The sequence below is a fragment of the Pelovirga sp. genome (assembly GCF_059864205.1).
In genome coordinates, this window is sequence record NZ_JCBCBS010000005.1 from 67,621 (window position 1) to 84,532 (window position 16,912).

Here is a 16,912-nt window from a genome sequence, read left to right on the forward strand (position 1 = left end):
ACGGTTGCTGTCAATTGTTTCTTGCGCCAACAGTACAAACATGGCACTATGCGCGACCGGATGGGGGCATGTCAATCATCAATTTGTCGAGGTGTCGTGGTAAAAGAGGGTGATTATGTTGCCGTTTTTCATTCGGTCCATCGGGTGCTTAAGGCAGAAAAAATCCTGAAGGCGGCAGGTATTGCTTTTAGGTTGATTCCAGCGCCTCGACAGCTGAGCGCAGACTGTGGTTTGGCGCTGTGTTTTGCTCAAGCTGAGCACGCCGGAATTGACGACATGCTTGGTCGTGACGGAGTCCCTATCGCCGAACTCTGGGTGATGCAAGCGGGTATATATACACAGATTTTGTGAGTCTTTCTGGCGGTAGAGTTTTGTCTTGACAAATGGGGTTGATAAATTTTACTTTTGCTCCTTTGTAAGTAGCAGCGATAGGTTTTATGTTTGATAATCTTTCTGACAAGCTGGATGCAGTATTTAAAAAACTGCGTGGTCACGGGCGGTTAAACGAAAAGCAGATCAAAGAAGCCATGCGCGAAATCCGCCTGGTGCTGCTTGAGGCCGATGTGAATTTCCGCGTTGTCAGGGATTTTGTTGCCACGGTCAGTGAGCGCGCAGTGGGGCAGGATGTTCTCAAGAGCCTGACTCCGGCGCAACAGGTTATAAAAATTGTGCGGGAAGAGCTGGCGCGCCTGATGGGCGAGGGGGAAGACAACTCCCTGCGGCTGGCTGCCAAGCCTCCGGTGTCGTTGATGCTCTGTGGGTTGCAGGGGGCGGGTAAAACAACCAGTTGTGGTAAGCTGGCACTCAAGCTGCGGCGCGATAAGCGCAATCCGTTGCTGGTCCCCGCCGATGTTTATCGGCCGGCAGCTATCGAGCAGTTAAAGACCCTGGGTCGGCAGTTGGGGATCGAGGTTTTTGACTCGTCGGCAGAAGACAGACCTGTTGACATCTGTACCCGGGCACACCGTTATGCTGAGCTCAACGGTTTTGATACAATTATTTTCGATACCGCCGGTCGTTTGCATATTGATGCCGAGTTGATGGGTGAACTCAAGGGGATTGTCCAGGCAGTCGTGCCACAGGAAATTCTGTTTGTCGCTGACGCCATGACCGGGCAGGATGCGGTGACAGTGGCGGCGAGCTTCAATGAGCAACTGCCGCTGACTGGCGTTATCCTGACCAAGATGGATGGTGATGCCCGTGGTGGTGCGGCTCTGTCGATTCGTGCAGTCACCGGCAAGCCGATCAAGCTCATCGGTATGGGGGAAAAGCTCGATGCCCTTGAGGTTTTTCATGCCGATCGTATGGCCCAGCGCATCCTTGGCATGGGGGATGTCTTAAGCCTGATTGAAAAAGCCCAGGCTGCCGTCGAGGCGGATGATGCCGCTGCCATGGAAGCCAAGCTGCGCAAGGATGGGTTCACCCTGGAAACCTTCCTTGAGCAAATGCAGATGGTTAAAAAAATGGGGTCGATTGATTCCCTGCTGAAGATGATTCCTGGTGCCGGCAAGATGATGAAGCAGACGTCCGGAATGCAGTTGCCGGAAAAGGAAATCCAGAAGATCGAAGCTATTATCCGCTCAATGACGGCGCGCGAACGGATGGATCATCGGATTTTGAACGGATCACGGCGCCTGCGCATTGCCAGGGGGAGTGGTACCCGGGTTCAGGATGTCAATCAGTTGTTAAAGCGTTTTGTTGAAGCACAGAAGATGATGAAAAAGATGCAGAAAATGGGTCCTAAAGGGCTCAAGGGAATGCTTGGTCGCGGTGGTCAGCTTCCATTTTAAACAGTATGACGGGGTAATCTTTTATCCAGGACACCCCAATAATTTATGTGAAACACCAGGAGGACAGACAGCATGGCAGTAAAAATCAGGCTCGCCCGCGGTGGCGCCAAGAAAAAACCAGTTTATCGGGTAGTTGTAGCCGATGAGCGTTTCCCACGGGATGGCCGGTTTATTGAAGCATTAGGGCAGTACAACCCGCGTCTGGAAGCTTCTTTGGTTGATTTCAAAGAAGATCGCGCGCTGGAGTGGCTGCAGAAGGGCGCCCAGCCTACTGATACGGTACGCAGATTACTGCGTCTTTCCGGTGTCTGGGCAAAATTCAAAGGCTCGCCGGCGGCTTAAGCCCTCTTTTGCTCGGCAGTACAGATGACAGGATTGCCTTTGCTCGGCTCTGACAAACAGCAGAAAGATCATGATCACTTGCTCCATGTCGCTGATGTTGTCGGCACCCATGGCCTGCGGGGCGACATCAAAGTCCGAGCGCACTCAGGTGATCTGTTTGTTCTGCTTACAGTTGCCGAGGTTGTTCTGGAAGCTCCGAACGGTGCGGTTATATTGGCGTCTGTCAGTCGCCAGATTCCCCACAAGGGGGTGGCGCTGATGCGGCTCAAAGGCTTTGATCGTATCGAACTGGCCGAGCCGTTGGTTGGCAGCAAGGTGAAGGTGCCGGAGTCCGCCTTGCCTGAGCTCGACGATGATGAATATTATTGGCAAGAATTGTCGGGATTACAGGTGATAGACCGACATTATGGTGATCTCGGCCGTCTGGTCAGAATATTCACCACCGCCGCCCACGATACCTACGTGGTCGAGGGGGTATATGGTGAAGTGCTGATTCCCGCTGTTAAAGAGTTTGTTTTAGCGATTGACCTGGAACAGGGAGTTGTCAAGGTCGATTTGCCGGCCGGGCTGGTGCCGGAACGAGAATGATTTTCCATGTTGTTACCCTGTTTCCGGAAATGCTTGATTCGCCGCTGCGCGAAAGCATTCTCGGGCGTGCAGTGAAGCAGGGGTTAATCGAGGTTGAAACCCACAATCTGCGTGACTGGGCCGAGGGCAAGCATCTGAGTTGCGATGATGCGCCATATGGTGGTGGCGATGGGATGGTGCTCAAGCCCGAACCCTTGGCGCGGGCCGTCGCTGCATTGAAGCGCCGCACCCCGGCTGCCAGGGTGTTGCTGATGTCGCCTCAGGGCGTCCCTTTTGACCAACAGCATGCCCGGCGTTTGTCCACCGAAGAGGGGCTTATCTTTCTCTGTGGCCGCTATGCCGGGTTTGATGAGCGAGTTCGCGCGACGCTGGTGGATGAAGAATTTTCCATTGGCGACTTTGTCCTGACCGGTGGTGAATTGCCGGCACTGGTGATGATTGATGCCATTGCCCGTTATCTGCCGGGAGTCCTTGGCTCAGCAGACAGCGTGACAAGCGATTCTTTTACCGATGGTTTGCTGGAGTATCCCCAGTATACCAGGCCGCCGGTTTTTAATGATGTTGCCGTGCCGGACGTGTTGCTTTCGGGTGATCACCGCCGCATCAACGCCTGGCGCCGCGAACAGCAGTTATTGCGTACTCTGCAGCGCCGCCCCGATTTGCTGGAAAAGGCCGACCTCAGTGCTGACGATCGCCGGATTCTTGAAGGATTGCGTGGCGAGACTGACAGGTTCTTTACTCAGCGGAGTAATAATTAAATAGATGTATCTGTTCAGCACCGGGTCGGGAATTCTATGTCAAGGGACGCTTTTCGTCATCCATGACCGCTTTTTGTCGCCGTCCATGGCGACAAAAACCCTTGCCACAGGATCCAAAGGCCCTGCGCAAGGATAGAGCTGAATAGTTACAAATAGATAACGTCGAAAGACAAGAATAGAATCATTTTTCAGGAGGATAAGGCATGAACATCATCGATAGATTAGAAAATGAACAACTTCGCAAGGATATCCCCCTCTTCAAGGCGGGTGATACCCTCAAGGTTCACGTTAAAATCACCGAAGGGGACAAGCAGCGGATTCAGGTTTATGAAGGTGTCTGCATCAAGCGTGTCAACAGCGGCCTTGGCTCGTCATACACCGTACGCAAAATGTCCGGCAGTGTCGGCGTCGAAAGGATCTTTCCGGTGCATTCACCCAACATCGAAAGGGTTGAACTGGTGCGCGTCGGTAAAGTCCGTCGTGCCAAGTTGTATTACCTGCGCAACCTGCGTGGTAAGGCTGCCCGGATTGTGGAAAAGCGTACCGCCTAATTCCTGCTCAACTGTTTAATAAGCCTCCAGCATTTGATCTGGGGGCTTTTTTTTGATGAAGGTGGCGACCAGGATGACACCTTTGAGTTTGTTCGACTCTCCAGCGCTCACCTCTCTGGAGTTTGAGCAGCGGGCACGGCAGCGCGGTTTTCAATCCATAGCCGGAGTAGATGAGGCCGGCCGCGGTCCTCTGGCTGGTCCGGTTGTTGCCGCTGCGGTTATCCTCCCCGAATACTTTTCCCTGTCTGGTTTGACCGATTCCAAAAAGCTCAGTGAGCGTCGGCGCCAATCCCTCTATCCGGAAATTTACCAACAGGCACGTGCTGTCGGCATTGGTGTCGCTTCCACCGCAGAAATTGATCGCCTGAATATCCTCCAGGCGACTCTACTGGCCATGAGCCGCGCCATTGGCCGTTTGCCATTTTCTCCAGATCACCTGTTGATCGACGGAATTTCACCCGTACCTTTAAATCTTTCCCAGCAATGTATCAAACAGGGGGACAGTCGTTCCCTTTCCATTGCCGCAGCCTCGGTGGTTGCCAAGGTGATACGCGACCGGATCATGCTCAGCTATGATCGCCAATTGCCCGCTTACGGTTTTGCCTCCCACAAAGGATACGGAACGCTGCAACATCGGGCAACCATTGCTGAACATGGGCCATCCTATCTTCATCGCAAAACCTTCGCCGGGGTCAAGGAGCATTTGCGTGACTGAGCGGCGCCTGGCTCTGGGAGCCTATGGCGAAGAGGTCGCGGCTGCATATTTACGCGAACAGGGCTATACTCTGATCGAACGTAATTTTCGCTGTCCCCTGGGAGAAATTGATATCATTGCCAAAAAGCGCCATGATTTGATCTTTGTTGAAGTAAAAACCCGGCGCAGTGCCCTGTTCGGATTGCCGCAGGATGCTGTCGGCATAAAAAAGCAGCGGCAAATTATTCGCAGTGCCCAGTGGTATCTGAAAAAACCGGAAGTTTCGCGCCTTCACCCTCGTTTCGATGTGATTGCCATTCTGGCACCTCCCGGGCAGGCGCCGGAAGTCAATCATATCCAGAATGCCTTTACCCTGGCTGGCTGAAGGCTCTCTATCGTTAAGGAGTGTCCATCAATGACCAATAAAATAAACACCACGGCAATTGATCCACGCTCCCATGGGTTTGTCCGGGTCGCAGCGGCTACGCCGGAATTGCACCTGGCGGACCCTGATGCAAATCTTGCAGAGATCTGTTGCCTCGCCCAGCGTGCCGTCGAACAGTCCTGCTCCCTGGTGGTGTTTCCCGAGCTGTGTCTGACCGGTTACAGCTGTGGTGATCTATTTTTTCAGGAGGTTTTACAGCGCCGCGTGGTTGAGGTGCTTTTTGCCCTGGAAAAATGGACGGCAACGTCAGATATTGCGGTTGTGGTTGGGCTTCCCCTGGCGGTCTCGGGGCGGCTGTTCAACTGTGCAGCGCTGATCAGTGGTGGCTTCATCCATGGGCTGGTGCCCAAGACGCATCTGCCCAACACCGGCGAATTTTATGAGCAGCGCTGGTTCGCTTCGGCCGCGGATGCCAACTTTTCAACCGTTACCCTGGGGGGCAGTGAAATTCCCTTTGGTCCCGATCTGCTTTTTTCTGCGGCTGATGACCCGCAGATCCTGGTCGGCCTTGAACTTTGTGAAGATCTGTGGGCCGTACAGCCCCCCAGTGGTTATCAGGCATTGGCCGGCGCTAGTTTGCTCCTCAATCTGTCGGCAAGCCCGGAAATCCTTGGAAAATATGAATATCGTCGCAATCTGGTGGCCTCGCAGTCGGCCCGCTGCCTGGCCGCTTATGTTTACGCCGGCTCCGGACCGGGTGAGTCGAGTACCGATCTGGTTTTCCCCGGACATTCGCTGATTGCCGAAAACGGCCAGGTTTTTGCCGAGACAGCGCGGTTTTCCTTCGAAAGTCAACTGGCGGTGGCCGATATCGATATCGCCCGCCTGCAGAACGAGCGTCAACGCAACCGTTCCTTTGCCGACAGCGTTCCGGCATCGCCGCCCCGGATGATTCCGTTCCCATTGCCCCGGCGTGCCATCTCCGAGCTGTTGCGGCCGCTGACACGAACGCCCTTCGTTCCGCCTGACGCTGCCGAGCGCAAGGAGCGCTGTCGCGAGATTTTTCAGATCCAGACCAGTGGGCTGGTCAGACGCTTGCGCCATACTGGTTCCCGCACCACTGTTATCGGCCTGTCCGGTGGTCTTGATTCGACCCTGGCATTGCTGGTGATGGTTAAGTCCTATGATCTTGCCGGCCTGGCGCGCGAGGGGATTGTAGCGATCACCATGCCCGGGTTTGGAACCACAACCCGAACCCGCAATAATGCCGAACAACTCGCTACCGAGCTGGGGGTGACGTTGCGGGTGATTCCGATTCACGCTGCGGTTGAGCAGCATTTTCGTGATATCGGTCACGATGCTGAAGTTCATGACGTTACCTACGAAAATAGCCAGGCGCGCGAACGCACCCAGATTCTGATGGATATTGCCAACCAGGTTTCCGGCCTGGTTATCGGCACCGGTGATCTGTCTGAACTGGCGCTGGGCTGGTGTACCTACAATGGTGATCATATGTCCATGTACGCAGTCAACAGCGGTGTGCCCAAGACCCTGGTGCGCTATCTGGTGCAATGGTGTGCCGAGGAGGAATTCAGCGGTAATATTTCTGCCGTGTTGCGCGACGTCTGTGCCACCCCTATTTCCCCCGAGCTGTTACCGCCAACTGCTGATGGTGAAATCGATCAGTTGACGGAGCAGGTGATTGGCCCCTACCTGGTGCATGATTTCTTCCTCTACCAGGTCGTACGTCTGAGCTACCCGCCGCAAAAGGTGCTGATGCTGGCCGAACAGGTCTTTTCTAGCGAATACAGTCGTGAGCAGTTGACCGGCTGGCTGAAGCAGTTCTATCGGCGTTTTTTCAGTCAGCAGTTTAAACGCTCCTGTCTGCCCGATGGCCCCAAGGTTGGCACTGTGGCGCTGTCACCGCGTGGTGACTGGCGCATGCCAAGTGATGCGCTGGCAACCCTGTGGCTTAGTCAGCTGGAGCGGTTGCAGTGAGCGGAACCCTCTATGTTGTGGCTACGCCGATCGGTAATCTTGAAGATATGACCTATCGGGCCGTCAGGATTTTGGCGGAGGTGGTCTTGATCGCCGCCGAAGATACCCGCCATAGCCGCAAACTGCTGAGCCATTACGGTATTGCCACACGGCTGATTTCGTACCACGATCACAACGAAAAAGGGCGCGCTGAGCAGCTCCTGGCGCGTCTTAAGGAGGGTGAAAGTATCGCCCTGATCAGTGATGCCGGTACCCCCTGTATTGCCGACCCCGGTTATGAACTGGTGCAGCGTTGTCATCATGAAGAAATTCCGGTAGTAGCCGTACCCGGTTCCTCTGCCGTGATCGCCGCACTGTCCATTGCCGGACTGCCGACGGAAGGGTTTCGCTTTCTCGGGTTTCTGCCGGCCAAGACCCAGGCCAGACGTACTGTGTTGCAACGCTGTAGTGATGAATCAACGACCCAGGTCATGTACGAAGCTCCCCACCGCTTGCTGGCAACCTTGTCCGATATTGTTGAGATCTGTGGCGGTGAGTGTCGGGTTGCCATTGCGCGTGAATTGACCAAGCGTCATGAAGAGTTGTTTGCCGGTACGGCACAAGAAGCACTCACCGACTTTTCCGAGCGGGAGAGCGTGAAAGGGGAGTTGGTCATCATGCTGGCAGCGGCACCCCGGCAGGCACCGGCGATGACAATAGCAGAGCAGTTGCTCCATTTGCGCCAGACCACTGATCTTGATTGGAAAGAAATTGTCAAGTTGGTTGCGCGTGATCATGGCGTCGCCGGCAGCGAAGTTTATCGGGAGTCTCTGGCATTGCGGAAGAAGGAGGTTGAGGGGGACGAAGAGGGTTCCGGTTGATCAATAAGGCAGGATGCTGGTTTACTCCCGTGGATAAATCATCTTGCCGCTCAAGGTCAGGTCATATCCGGGCAGACCCTGGATCAGATCGTGGAACGCGCTACTGTGAAGAAGGTCCAGAAACAACTGCGTTGCTTTGGTGAAAAAGCCGTCCTTGGGTATCAGCAGATCGAAACGCTCCCAGCGCAAAGGTAAAAAGTCGAGTCCAAGCAAGCATGCTACAGCGCTGATGCCCAGACCGGTGTCCGCACGCCCGGACATGACCTCCAGGCCGATTTCAAGATGGCTATTGAACTCGTGCTCATATCCCTTGATGTCGCGACAGTCGAGACCTGCTTTTTTCAGCTCACGATCAAGGAGCAATCGAGTGCTGGCATCAAGGGGCCGGTTGACAATTCTCAGCTCCTTGGCGCCAATGTCGCTGATCTCCTGAACATTGCGGGGATTTCCCCTGGGGACCAAGAGTCCCTGTTGGCGACGGCAAAAGTTGACAACTGCCGGCAACTCTTCCAGTTCACTTGCCGCATAGGAAAAATTGTATTCTTCCCCGTTTTCCTCAGCCAAATGGCTGGCGGCAAGATGACAACGTCCCGCACGTAGAGCCCGCAGTCCCCCAAGGCTGCCCAGGTTGCCAAACATGGCGACGTATTCCGGATATTCGTGTTGAAAGAGCGCCAGTGTCCGGTCCAACAAAATGTCATTGCTGCCGGCGACCAACAAAAGGTTAGGGACCTGGACAGCCGATTCCATTTGTTGAGGGTAGTTAAGGGTCTTGTTCACCACCCACTGTTCGACCAAATGTTTTGGAAATAACCATTTTCCGGTGATCCGCGTCGCCGGCAGACCCTTCTCGTTGATCAGGGTGTAAACCATCTTCTCGTTGACTCCCAGAAATTCTGCAACGTCTTTGGTTGAGAGAAGTTTTTCCATAATTTACTCGCTTGGTTTAAACCGTTGCATGGGAACCTGAATACCTGCCGGCGCGGGACAAGGATAGAAAATAATAATTTAGCCGTCAAGTCCCATCCCTGGAGCCATTTCCCGACCGGTCAAAGTGGTCTCATATCCTCCAAACGATTCAATTTTAGACTTCAACTCCGATTGCTGGAGAAGCGAAAGCAGGGACTGTATTCTTGGATCATTCAGAAAAATGCGGGGAATGACGATGTCGTAGCGCTCTCGAGCCAGGGGGACAAAGTCAAGATCTAATGCACGGGCAGCAGAACTGATTCCGAGGCCTGTGTCTACGGCGCCGCTCAGCACATTCACTGCCACCGCCATGTGAGTAAATTCCTCGTGCTGATAGCCACGGATATTTGAGGGGTCAATGCCAGCCTTCTGTAGATGGTAATCAAGCAGGATACGGGTGCCGGCACCACGTTGGCGGTTGATGAAGGTAACCTCCTCACGCGCAAGATCCTCAATCTGTTGCAACCGCTTGGGATTGCCCTTAGGGACGATCAGGCCCTGGTGGCGAATGGCAAGGTTGATCACATAGACATCGATGCCGGGGAGGTACTTCGCTAAAGCAGGGAAGTTAAAGTCTTCTGTTCCCGGATCGAGGAGATGGCTCCCTGCAAACATGGCTGAACAATCCCGGATGGCTGCCAATCCCGCAAGGCTGCCGACATTGCTGGATACCAAACGAACCGGTTGGTTGAGACTCATGAGTTCATTGGCCAGGAAGTCGAGCAAGATGTCATGGCTGCCCACATGCAGTAGTACCTGGTCAAGAACCGACCTTGGTACCAGCAATTCCGCTTCCATTGTATCTCCCTGGTCAACTCCTTCACTTGCGGCCGTCACCCGCAGCAGTGCCTGGGCTTTAGCGAGGTTGGTTATCATTCCGGAGCCTCTTCCCAAGGGAACTGCCAGAGCTTCTCCAGCGATGCGCCCAACGGCCAGTCGCACCATCTCTTCGGTGCCCAGCGGGGAAGGGATGTTGCGGGTAAGCTTGACATTCAGGCGTTCGCGTTCCACAGAAATAGAACGTCCCAGCCAGGCGACTAAAGGGGCCAGGACCTCTTCAAAGCAAGCAACGGCGCTGCCCGGATATCCAGGGGCTCCCACCAGCAATTTGCCGGCTGCGACGCCTAGCAGCGTGGGTTTGCCGGGACTTATGGCAAGTCCACGTACAAGTACCTCACCCAGTTCAGCAAAAACCCTGGCAGTATAATCCGTTTCTCCAGCCGAAGATCCTGCCCCTACGACAACCACCTGGGCGTCAGAGGTGAGGGCTTGTTGAACTGCTTCTCGTAACATCTCTGGATTGTCGGGCACTGGTGAAACGTTGTTGGGCAAAGCTCCCCAGGAACGGGCTAATGCGCAAAATATTTGCGAATTGCTTTCTACGATCTGTCCCAGCCCGGGAGATGGGCGCAAGGCGAAGTCAAGTACTTCGCTGCCGGTTGGAATAAACACCAGCTTAACCCGCTCCCAAACCTCTATCTCCCACACACCGGCGGCCAAAAGGGCACCAATGTCATAAGGGGAAAGAAGATGATTGCACGTGAGCAACAGTTCGCTTGCCACAATGTCCTGACCGACACGGCGCACATGCGCCCACGGAAAGTGTGGAGATTCAATGAAAATGGCACCAGAGGAGGTCCCGATCGTCTCTTCAATTTTAATAACGGTATCCATTCCAGGGGGGATGGGCTCGCCAGTGTTGACGGGGAAAAAATCGGTTTCAGGCTCAAGTCGGACAGGATACCCCTCTCGGGCGAAGTAAGTTTTCTTTGCCCATACGGCGATTCCGTCCATTGCCGCTGCGTGGAAACTGGGAGCAGAATAGCGGGCGTAGACCGGAGCTGCGGTCACTCGACCGGAAGCCTCGGAAACCGGAATTATTTCCTTTTTGATAAGCCGCTCACGATCAAGAACAGCTTTGGCCTTAGTAACCGCATCGGCGGGTGGCATAGTTTTAAGATAGATGTTGCGAGTAGACATAGTGTGTGTCCCTGTTGGGGGTGCGTTTTTCAAAGAAGCCAGACTTCGACATCTTCTCCCGCCTGGAATCCTTCTACTTCGGCCGGGATGACAAGAAGCCCATCGCTCTGTAACAGCGAGCGAAGCAGCCCCGATTTGCCCATTACCGGCTGTGCCAGGAGAGTTTTTTCCGGCCCCGGCTCGAGCTTTACTCGGACAAAATCTTCCCGCCCCTGGCGAGAATATAGATTGCGCCCAAGGCGTGCTTGGCGTAGTGGCCGCAGTTTTTGGGAGAATGCCTGATGATCGCCGGCAAGGTGTCGGAGGAAGGGGCGACCCAGCACGGCCATCACCACCTGAGCCGAGCCGACCTGGCCGGGCAACCCAACAACGCCCTTAGTCCCTACCCGGGCCAGAATTGTGGGCTTGCCCGGGCTGATCCTCACTCCATGAGCCAGAATGTCAGCACCAGGTATCTCAGACAGGGCTGCGATGGTCAGATCGCGTGTCCCTTTGGAACTGCCGCCGGAAAGAAAGACGACGTCACTTTGCGCGAGGGCACTTTTAAGTGCCGGCAACAGTTCCTCAAGATGATCGCCAACAATACCGCAATGGATGGGCTCCCCACCCGCCTCTTCGGCCAGACAGGCAATGGTATGGGCATTGACGTCTCGGACTTGGCCCGGAGCGGGATGTTCGGTAGCAGCTACCAGTTCATTTCCGGTTGAGAGAATAGCAACACGCGGCCGCCGATGAACTGTTACCTCGGTGATGCCGAGGGCTGCCAGTAACCCAACCTCCTGGGGACGTAATCTGCTGCCGGGTAAAATCATTCTCTGCCCGATCGTTGCGTCTTCACCGCGCTCCATCATGTTTTCTCCTGGAGCTACACTTTGACGAATCTCGATGGTTGCGGAACCTATCTCTTGCGTATATTCGACCATTACTACGCTGTCGGCATCTTGCGGCAATACCCCTCCGGTAGCAATCCAGGCGCATTCCCCCGATTGCAGTGTGAAATCCGGATATTCATTTACTTCCAGACGGCGCGTGCATTCGAGGTAGGCAGGATTGTTGTCGCTTGCCCCAAAGGCATCGGCCGCTCGCAAGGCATAACCGTCCATCGACGACCGCCTGGCGGCTGGGAGTTCCTCAGGGGAAATAAGTTCTTCAGCTAAGACTCGATAGCACGAGCGATTAAAAGCGACAGTTTCGGTGCCGACGGGCGGAAAGGATTGCAATAAGTCCTCGAATTCAAAACGACTGTAAGTATTTAAAAAAACCGATTTCATAATATCCCTGAGTGTGATGAGGTTGCATTCGAAACAACGCAACCATTTTCCAGATGGATCGTTATACTATTGAGGTCGGACTGATGGCGTGGATCATGGGTGGTCATAATAACGGATGTTCCAGCTTTCGGCAAAGAGCGAATCACCTGGAGCAAAAGAGAAGACGTCTCGCTGTCTACGTTGGCTAAAGGTTCGTCGAGAAGAAGCACGGCTGGTTGCAATGCCAGGGCGCGGGCCATGGCGACTCTTTGCGCCTCTCCCCCTGAAAGTTCTCGTGCGCTGCGCCCCTCAAAGCCACTGAGACCACAGGTTTCCAGGGCAGCCATGGCTGCCCGTCGAAGCTTCTCTCCCCTGATCCCCCTGGACCTTAAACCAAAAGTCACATTTGCGTAGACACTGGTGGCGAATAGATAAGGTGACTGATGTAGCAGAGTGACCTCCCGACGTAATTGTCGCAGTACTCCCCTTGACCAGGTCACCGGTAATCCTCGAAAAATTAGGTTACCGGAGTTGGGCGGCTGGAGGAAGGCAAGGATTTGTAATAATGTGGTTTTTCCGGATCCGTTTGCTCCAGTCAGCGTATAAAGCCGACCTGCCTGCAGTTGGAGCGAGTCAATGTCAAGAACCGGGCGGGTGCCATACCTGCGTCCAATATCTTTAAGTTGGTAAAGTGCCGACATGTGCTTATCGCTCCTGCATCACATTGAAAAGGATATTAATGAACAGCGCTACAGCCATCAGAAAAATTCCCAAGGCTAATCCGAAAGCGAATTCTCCTTTACTTGTTTCCAGGGCAATCGCGGTTGTCATTGACCGTGTGTAACCGCGGATGTTGCCACCGAGCATCATTGCCACTCCCACCTCGGCAACCACTCGGCCAAATGCAGCAATGACAGCTGCGACAATGCCGAAACGCACATCAAGAACGAGTCTGATCAAACATCTTAGTGGTCCCGCTCCCAAGGTCCTGGCCGTTGGTAGTATCCGTGCGTCTGCACCCCGCACTGCACCCAGTGAGTAATGGACGACAATTGGCAGGGCCAGTACTGTCTGGCCGATAATCATAGCGGCTGGAGAAAAAAGCAATGACAACTCACCTAAGGGTCCCTGGCGGCTTAGAAAACCATATACGACCAGGCCAACAACCACGGTCGGCAATGCCATTAGAGTGTTGATAAGGGTGATCAGGATCCGCTTTCCGCGAAACTCATTCACCGCGACGGCTACTCCGAAGGGAATCCCCACCGTAGCAGCCAGAATAACCGACCAGATCGACACCTTCAGAGACGTGCCGACCGCATCGACGACATCGAAATCAAGGGCAAGGATGAGGGTTAAGGCGGTGCGCAGAGATTCAAAAAGAAATTCCATTAGTAAACCTTCTTTGGACGTTTCCTTACTCAGTGGGATAAGGTGAGCTGACGGTGAATCGGATCATTCATGAAGCTAAATAATTTCCGTCCGGAAACTTCACTGTGACCATCCGGAGAATCGGGATAGTCACAGTGAAGTACTTCTTGTAAGAAAGGACGCAAAAGAACCGCTTCAGTAAGGAAACCAGTTATTTGTAGGTGAAGAAAAGCGGGTCGCCGTCGACCTTGAACTCGGCGATAATTTTTTGTCCTTCAGGACCGGTGATATAGTTAATAAATTTCATTGCCAGATCGTATTTTACGTGCGGGTGTTTTTGCGGATTTACGGCTATTACTCCATAGGGATTAAACAGGCCCTCTTCGCCCTCGAAGACAATGACCAGGTCGGTTTTTGATTTTTTGAAGGCATTGTAAGTACCTCGGTCGGACATCGTATAGGCTTCTTTTTCTGTTGCCATGATAAGCACTTCACCCATGCCCTGGCCGGCCTCCATATACCAGGACCCCGTCGGGGTCACACCGGCGGCCTGCCAGATCTCTTTCTCTTTCTGATGTGTTCCTGACTCGTCCCCACGAGAGACAAAGGATATCTTTTTTCCGGCAATTCTGGAAAAAGCTTCGGAGGTTGTCTTCGACCCTTTGACCCCGGCCGGATCAGCGACTGGTCCGAGAATAACAAAATCGTTGTACATGACATCTTTTCGATTGACCCCGAACCCGTCCGCAACGAACTTGTCTTCCAATGTGCGTGCATGCACCAGGACGACGTCGACGTCCCCTGCTTCGCCCAGTTTTAGCGCCTTGCCCGTGCCGACTGAAATGACGTCGACGCGGCAATCATTGTTCTTCTCGAAAGGAGGGACAAGTACCTTGAGCAGCCCGGAGTTCTCGGTTGAAGTCGTAGTGGACAAGCGTAATCGTTCCGTAGCGAAACTTGTTCCGGCCAGCGATAACATGAGCAAAACGGATAATAAAATACGAAATATAGACATGATCATTTCTCCTTGAGTTAAAGAATCCGACACTATTGTGCCGCACCGAAATCACCTAACAACGCCTGATAAATGGTTGGGTTTCAATCCAGGTCTTTTATCACCACGGTTTTATTCAGGACCAACTGAAAACAATATCCTTATAAGTGGGTACTGTGGTGTTTTAACTTCTACTGGTTTTCATTCAATCTGTGACAGCAACAATGACATGTGACGCTTTAAAAAAGGCCGTTACCGTGTCGTTTACTTTCAGTTTCAGTTCGGCAATGCTATGCTCAGTAACGATAGCCTCCATCAAGTTGCCACCTGGAAGGTCGATTGTCACTCCACCATTAACCGATCCGTGAGTGATGTCTTTGATGGTGCCTTCCAAAATATTTCGGGTGCTGAATTTCATACCGGCAATGTCCTTGCCGATAGCCACCAGGGGAGCCTTGATCAAGGCAAAAGCGTTTCTTCCATTGATGAGGCCCAACGCCTCAACGCTCTCATTAGTGATGATGGCTACAATCCTGTGTCCTCCGGCAATTGTCATCTCTACCTCTGAATTTACCGCGCCGCGTTTTATTGCCGTCACTTTTCCATTTAATACGTTTCTTGTGCTGATTTTCATCATTGCCTCCCGTCAAGGGTTATTCTGATTACATCAGATTGATCATCGTCCATGATCCTTCAGGATAAACAGTTACAGTAATCAGAGGTTAATGTTATGTCTGGATTTAAATATCCATAACAAACCAAAAACAACTATATATAACTAATAGCCTTATTTTAGCTGCAAGACAAGTGCCGGATTCTGTTTATGGGCCTTGAATGGTGGCAAACTAGGGATACAGGGACATTTTTTACTGCTGGGAGGAATGATGGTGTCCGATTGTTGGCCTGTTTGTGTAGAATATTTCCACGCTATGTGGATTTTTTCTACAATGAACTAGAAATAACAATAAAATACTAAAAGTAACATGAGTTGGCCTGGTGGACAGGATAAAACCTTGTATGTCTGGACTGGGTGAGGAGGGGAGGAGCATCGTGCCATGTGGGCCAGATGTATGTTTTTGTGGCGACAGGGGTTACTGCTGGTGGCACTTAATGCCCGACTCTGTTTATCAGCGGTATCAGCTGCTGATAATCCTGGTAGCTCAGAGATGTCTGCCAGTTTCCGGTGATCATGCCGAAAGTGACTCCTCCAGCATAAATTCCCACGACAAGCACAGGGAACACCCACCGCGGCAGGGGTTGCTTCAGCCGTGGCAGAGACATGGCCAGAGCGCTTCTGGGGCAGCTTTCGACACAACTGACACAACCGATACATTCCGGACTGTGGATGGTTTTTTTTCGGTGTACCGGTAAGGACGAGGGGCAATGACGGGCGCATTTAGCGCAACTGTGACATTGAGCATCATCCCGCCTGATTTTCATCGGACTAAAGATGCTCAGTAGCCCGAGCAGGGCACCGTAAGGACAGAGATAGCGGCACCAGAAATTTTTGTAAAGCAGAGACAAAGCGCCCAGAACGAGAATGACGACCGCGGCAGTCACGGACATCTGTTTAAAAAAATAAAGCATCTTGACATCACTGGTGGCCCAGTATGGGGCCCGCATAAAGCTGCTGATTGCCTGTGCCGGCATATCGTAGAGGATGGTTTTGGCGAAAAAGAAAAATAACAGGTATTTCAGTCCACGCAAGGGGATATCAAGCCGGCTCCAGACCTGAAAATTCCGCCCCAAAAAGCGTTGGCCGGTTTTCCACATGCCCTCCGACAAGGTCCCGACCGGGCACAACCAGGAACAGAATGATTTTTTTGCCAGCAGGCTCATCGCCATGAAGGTAATAAAGAGAATCAGTGCAGCGGGGTGAATCGCATCTAACATGCCGTTCATCAGCCAATGTTTCAGGCTCATTAGCGCCCCGATTGGCAAGAATCCTTCCACTCCCGGGGGCCGTGAGACAAAAGGAGTTGCTCCGGCTGTTTCAAAATGGCGGACAAACAGTCCAAAGCGGATACCCAGGGACAATATCCAAAGGAAAAACCCCCACTGGATGATGTTCCGCCAGGTGTCGACTCGGCGCGGATTAAGCAGATGGGTCATGGTGAATCCTTTCCTGCGAAAGTAGGCCCAGCGATTTATGCACGAACCTCAAAGATGTTCAATTCATCACCAGAAGCAAGCCATTCAATATCGACATGGTCAACCCGCGCCGTCTTCGGCCCCTCATGGCACCAGTCAATGGCCCTCTGAACAACTTGCTTTTCCCCTTGAAATACCGCTTCGACGCTGCCGTCGGGACAGTTACGACACCAGCCGGTGACGCCCAGTTCGGCAGCTTGTTCCCTGGTGCTCTGACGAAACCAGACCCCC

At 53.1% G+C, this 16,912-nt stretch carries 19 protein-coding genes; 10 read left to right on the forward strand and 9 right to left on the reverse strand.

The features are described from left to right. Window positions 1–48: 48 nt before the first annotated feature. The 10 genes from AC6F7T_RS00545 (at window position 49) to rsmI (ending at window position 7,966) form a co-directional block, all read left to right on the forward strand. Window positions 49–351, forward strand: coding sequence for a putative Se/S carrier-like protein (locus AC6F7T_RS00545; protein WP_500715995.1), 303 nt, complete (start codon window positions 49–51; stop codon window positions 349–351). Window positions 352–437: 86 nt separating this feature from the next. Further along, complete coding sequence (ffh, locus tag AC6F7T_RS00550) at window positions 438–1,790, forward strand: signal recognition particle protein (RefSeq protein WP_500715996.1); 1,353 nt, start codon at window positions 438–440, stop codon at window positions 1,788–1,790. Window positions 1,791–1,862: 72 nt separating this feature from the next. Then, entirely contained in the window at window positions 1,863–2,132 is a 270-nt protein-coding gene (rpsP, locus tag AC6F7T_RS00555; RefSeq protein WP_500715997.1) for a 30S ribosomal protein S16, read from the forward strand. A gap of 24 nt (window positions 2,133–2,156) precedes the next feature. Continuing rightward, window positions 2,157–2,720 carry a ribosome maturation factor RimM gene (gene rimM / locus AC6F7T_RS00560; protein ID WP_500715998.1) on the forward strand — a complete coding sequence of 188 codons (564 nt, stop codon included), beginning with the start codon at window positions 2,157–2,159 and terminating at the stop codon, window positions 2,718–2,720. Then, entirely contained in the window at window positions 2,717–3,478 is a 762-nt protein-coding gene (trmD, locus tag AC6F7T_RS00565; RefSeq protein WP_500715999.1) for a tRNA (guanosine(37)-N1)-methyltransferase TrmD, read from the forward strand. The genes rimM and trmD overlap by 4 nt, the downstream gene beginning before the upstream one ends. Before the next feature lie 203 nt (window positions 3,479–3,681). Further along, a complete protein-coding gene (rplS, locus tag AC6F7T_RS00570) occupies window positions 3,682–4,029 on the forward strand; it encodes a 50S ribosomal protein L19 (protein WP_500716000.1) in 348 nt (115 codons plus the stop codon). Between the two features lie 73 nt (window positions 4,030–4,102). After that, entirely contained in the window at window positions 4,103–4,744 is a 642-nt protein-coding gene (gene rnhB, locus AC6F7T_RS00575) for a ribonuclease HII (protein WP_500716001.1), read from the forward strand. Beyond that, window positions 4,737–5,108 (forward strand): YraN family protein, encoded by a 372-nt coding sequence (locus tag AC6F7T_RS00580; RefSeq protein WP_500716002.1) that lies wholly within the window; start codon window positions 4,737–4,739, stop codon window positions 5,106–5,108. The genes rnhB and AC6F7T_RS00580 overlap by 8 nt, the downstream gene beginning before the upstream one ends. Before the next feature lie 30 nt (window positions 5,109–5,138). Then, window positions 5,139–7,106, forward strand: a complete 1,968-nt coding sequence (locus AC6F7T_RS00585) for an NAD(+) synthase (protein WP_500716003.1) — start codon at window positions 5,139–5,141, stop codon at window positions 7,104–7,106. Next, window positions 7,103–7,966, forward strand: coding sequence for a 16S rRNA (cytidine(1402)-2'-O)-methyltransferase (gene rsmI / locus AC6F7T_RS00590; RefSeq protein ID WP_500716004.1), 864 nt, complete (start codon window positions 7,103–7,105; stop codon window positions 7,964–7,966). The genes AC6F7T_RS00585 and rsmI overlap by 4 nt, the downstream gene beginning before the upstream one ends. A gap of 21 nt (window positions 7,967–7,987) precedes the next feature. Here rsmI and AC6F7T_RS00595 read toward each other — a convergent pair whose 3' ends face one another. The 9 genes from AC6F7T_RS00595 to AC6F7T_RS00635 form a co-directional block, all read right to left on the reverse strand. Continuing rightward, window positions 7,988–8,896: a substrate-binding domain-containing protein gene (locus tag AC6F7T_RS00595; RefSeq protein ID WP_500716005.1), complete on the reverse strand. Its 909-nt coding sequence runs from the start codon at window positions 8,894–8,896 to the stop codon at window positions 7,988–7,990. Window positions 8,897–8,974: 78 nt separating this feature from the next. Next, window positions 8,975–10,915, reverse strand: coding sequence for a molybdopterin biosynthesis protein (locus AC6F7T_RS00600; RefSeq protein WP_500716006.1), 1,941 nt, complete (start codon window positions 10,913–10,915; stop codon window positions 8,975–8,977). A 29-nt stretch (window positions 10,916–10,944) separates the two neighbouring features. After that, complete coding sequence (locus tag AC6F7T_RS00605) at window positions 10,945–12,186, reverse strand: molybdopterin-binding protein (protein WP_500716007.1); 1,242 nt, start codon at window positions 12,184–12,186, stop codon at window positions 10,945–10,947. Further along, on the reverse strand, window positions 12,183–12,866 hold the full coding sequence (locus AC6F7T_RS00610) for an ATP-binding cassette domain-containing protein (RefSeq protein ID WP_500716008.1): 684 nt from the start codon (window positions 12,864–12,866) through the stop codon (window positions 12,183–12,185). The genes AC6F7T_RS00605 and AC6F7T_RS00610 overlap by 4 nt, the downstream gene beginning before the upstream one ends. 4 nt (window positions 12,867–12,870) lie before the next feature. Beyond that, window positions 12,871–13,557 (reverse strand): ABC transporter permease, encoded by a 687-nt coding sequence (locus AC6F7T_RS00615; protein ID WP_500716009.1) that lies wholly within the window; start codon window positions 13,555–13,557, stop codon window positions 12,871–12,873. A 190-nt stretch (window positions 13,558–13,747) separates the two neighbouring features. Beyond that, window positions 13,748–14,551, reverse strand: coding sequence for a substrate-binding domain-containing protein (locus AC6F7T_RS00620; protein WP_500716010.1), 804 nt, complete (start codon window positions 14,549–14,551; stop codon window positions 13,748–13,750). A gap of 184 nt (window positions 14,552–14,735) precedes the next feature. After that, on the reverse strand, window positions 14,736–15,167 hold the full coding sequence (locus AC6F7T_RS00625) for a TOBE domain-containing protein (RefSeq protein WP_500716011.1): 432 nt from the start codon (window positions 15,165–15,167) through the stop codon (window positions 14,736–14,738). Window positions 15,168–15,637: 470 nt separating this feature from the next. Next, complete coding sequence (locus tag AC6F7T_RS00630) at window positions 15,638–16,642, reverse strand: 4Fe-4S binding protein (RefSeq protein ID WP_500716012.1); 1,005 nt, start codon at window positions 16,640–16,642, stop codon at window positions 15,638–15,640. A 35-nt stretch (window positions 16,643–16,677) separates the two neighbouring features. Further along, window positions 16,678–16,912 (reverse strand): acylphosphatase (locus AC6F7T_RS00635; protein ID WP_500716013.1); only part of this gene is annotated, 235 nt, incomplete at its 5' end.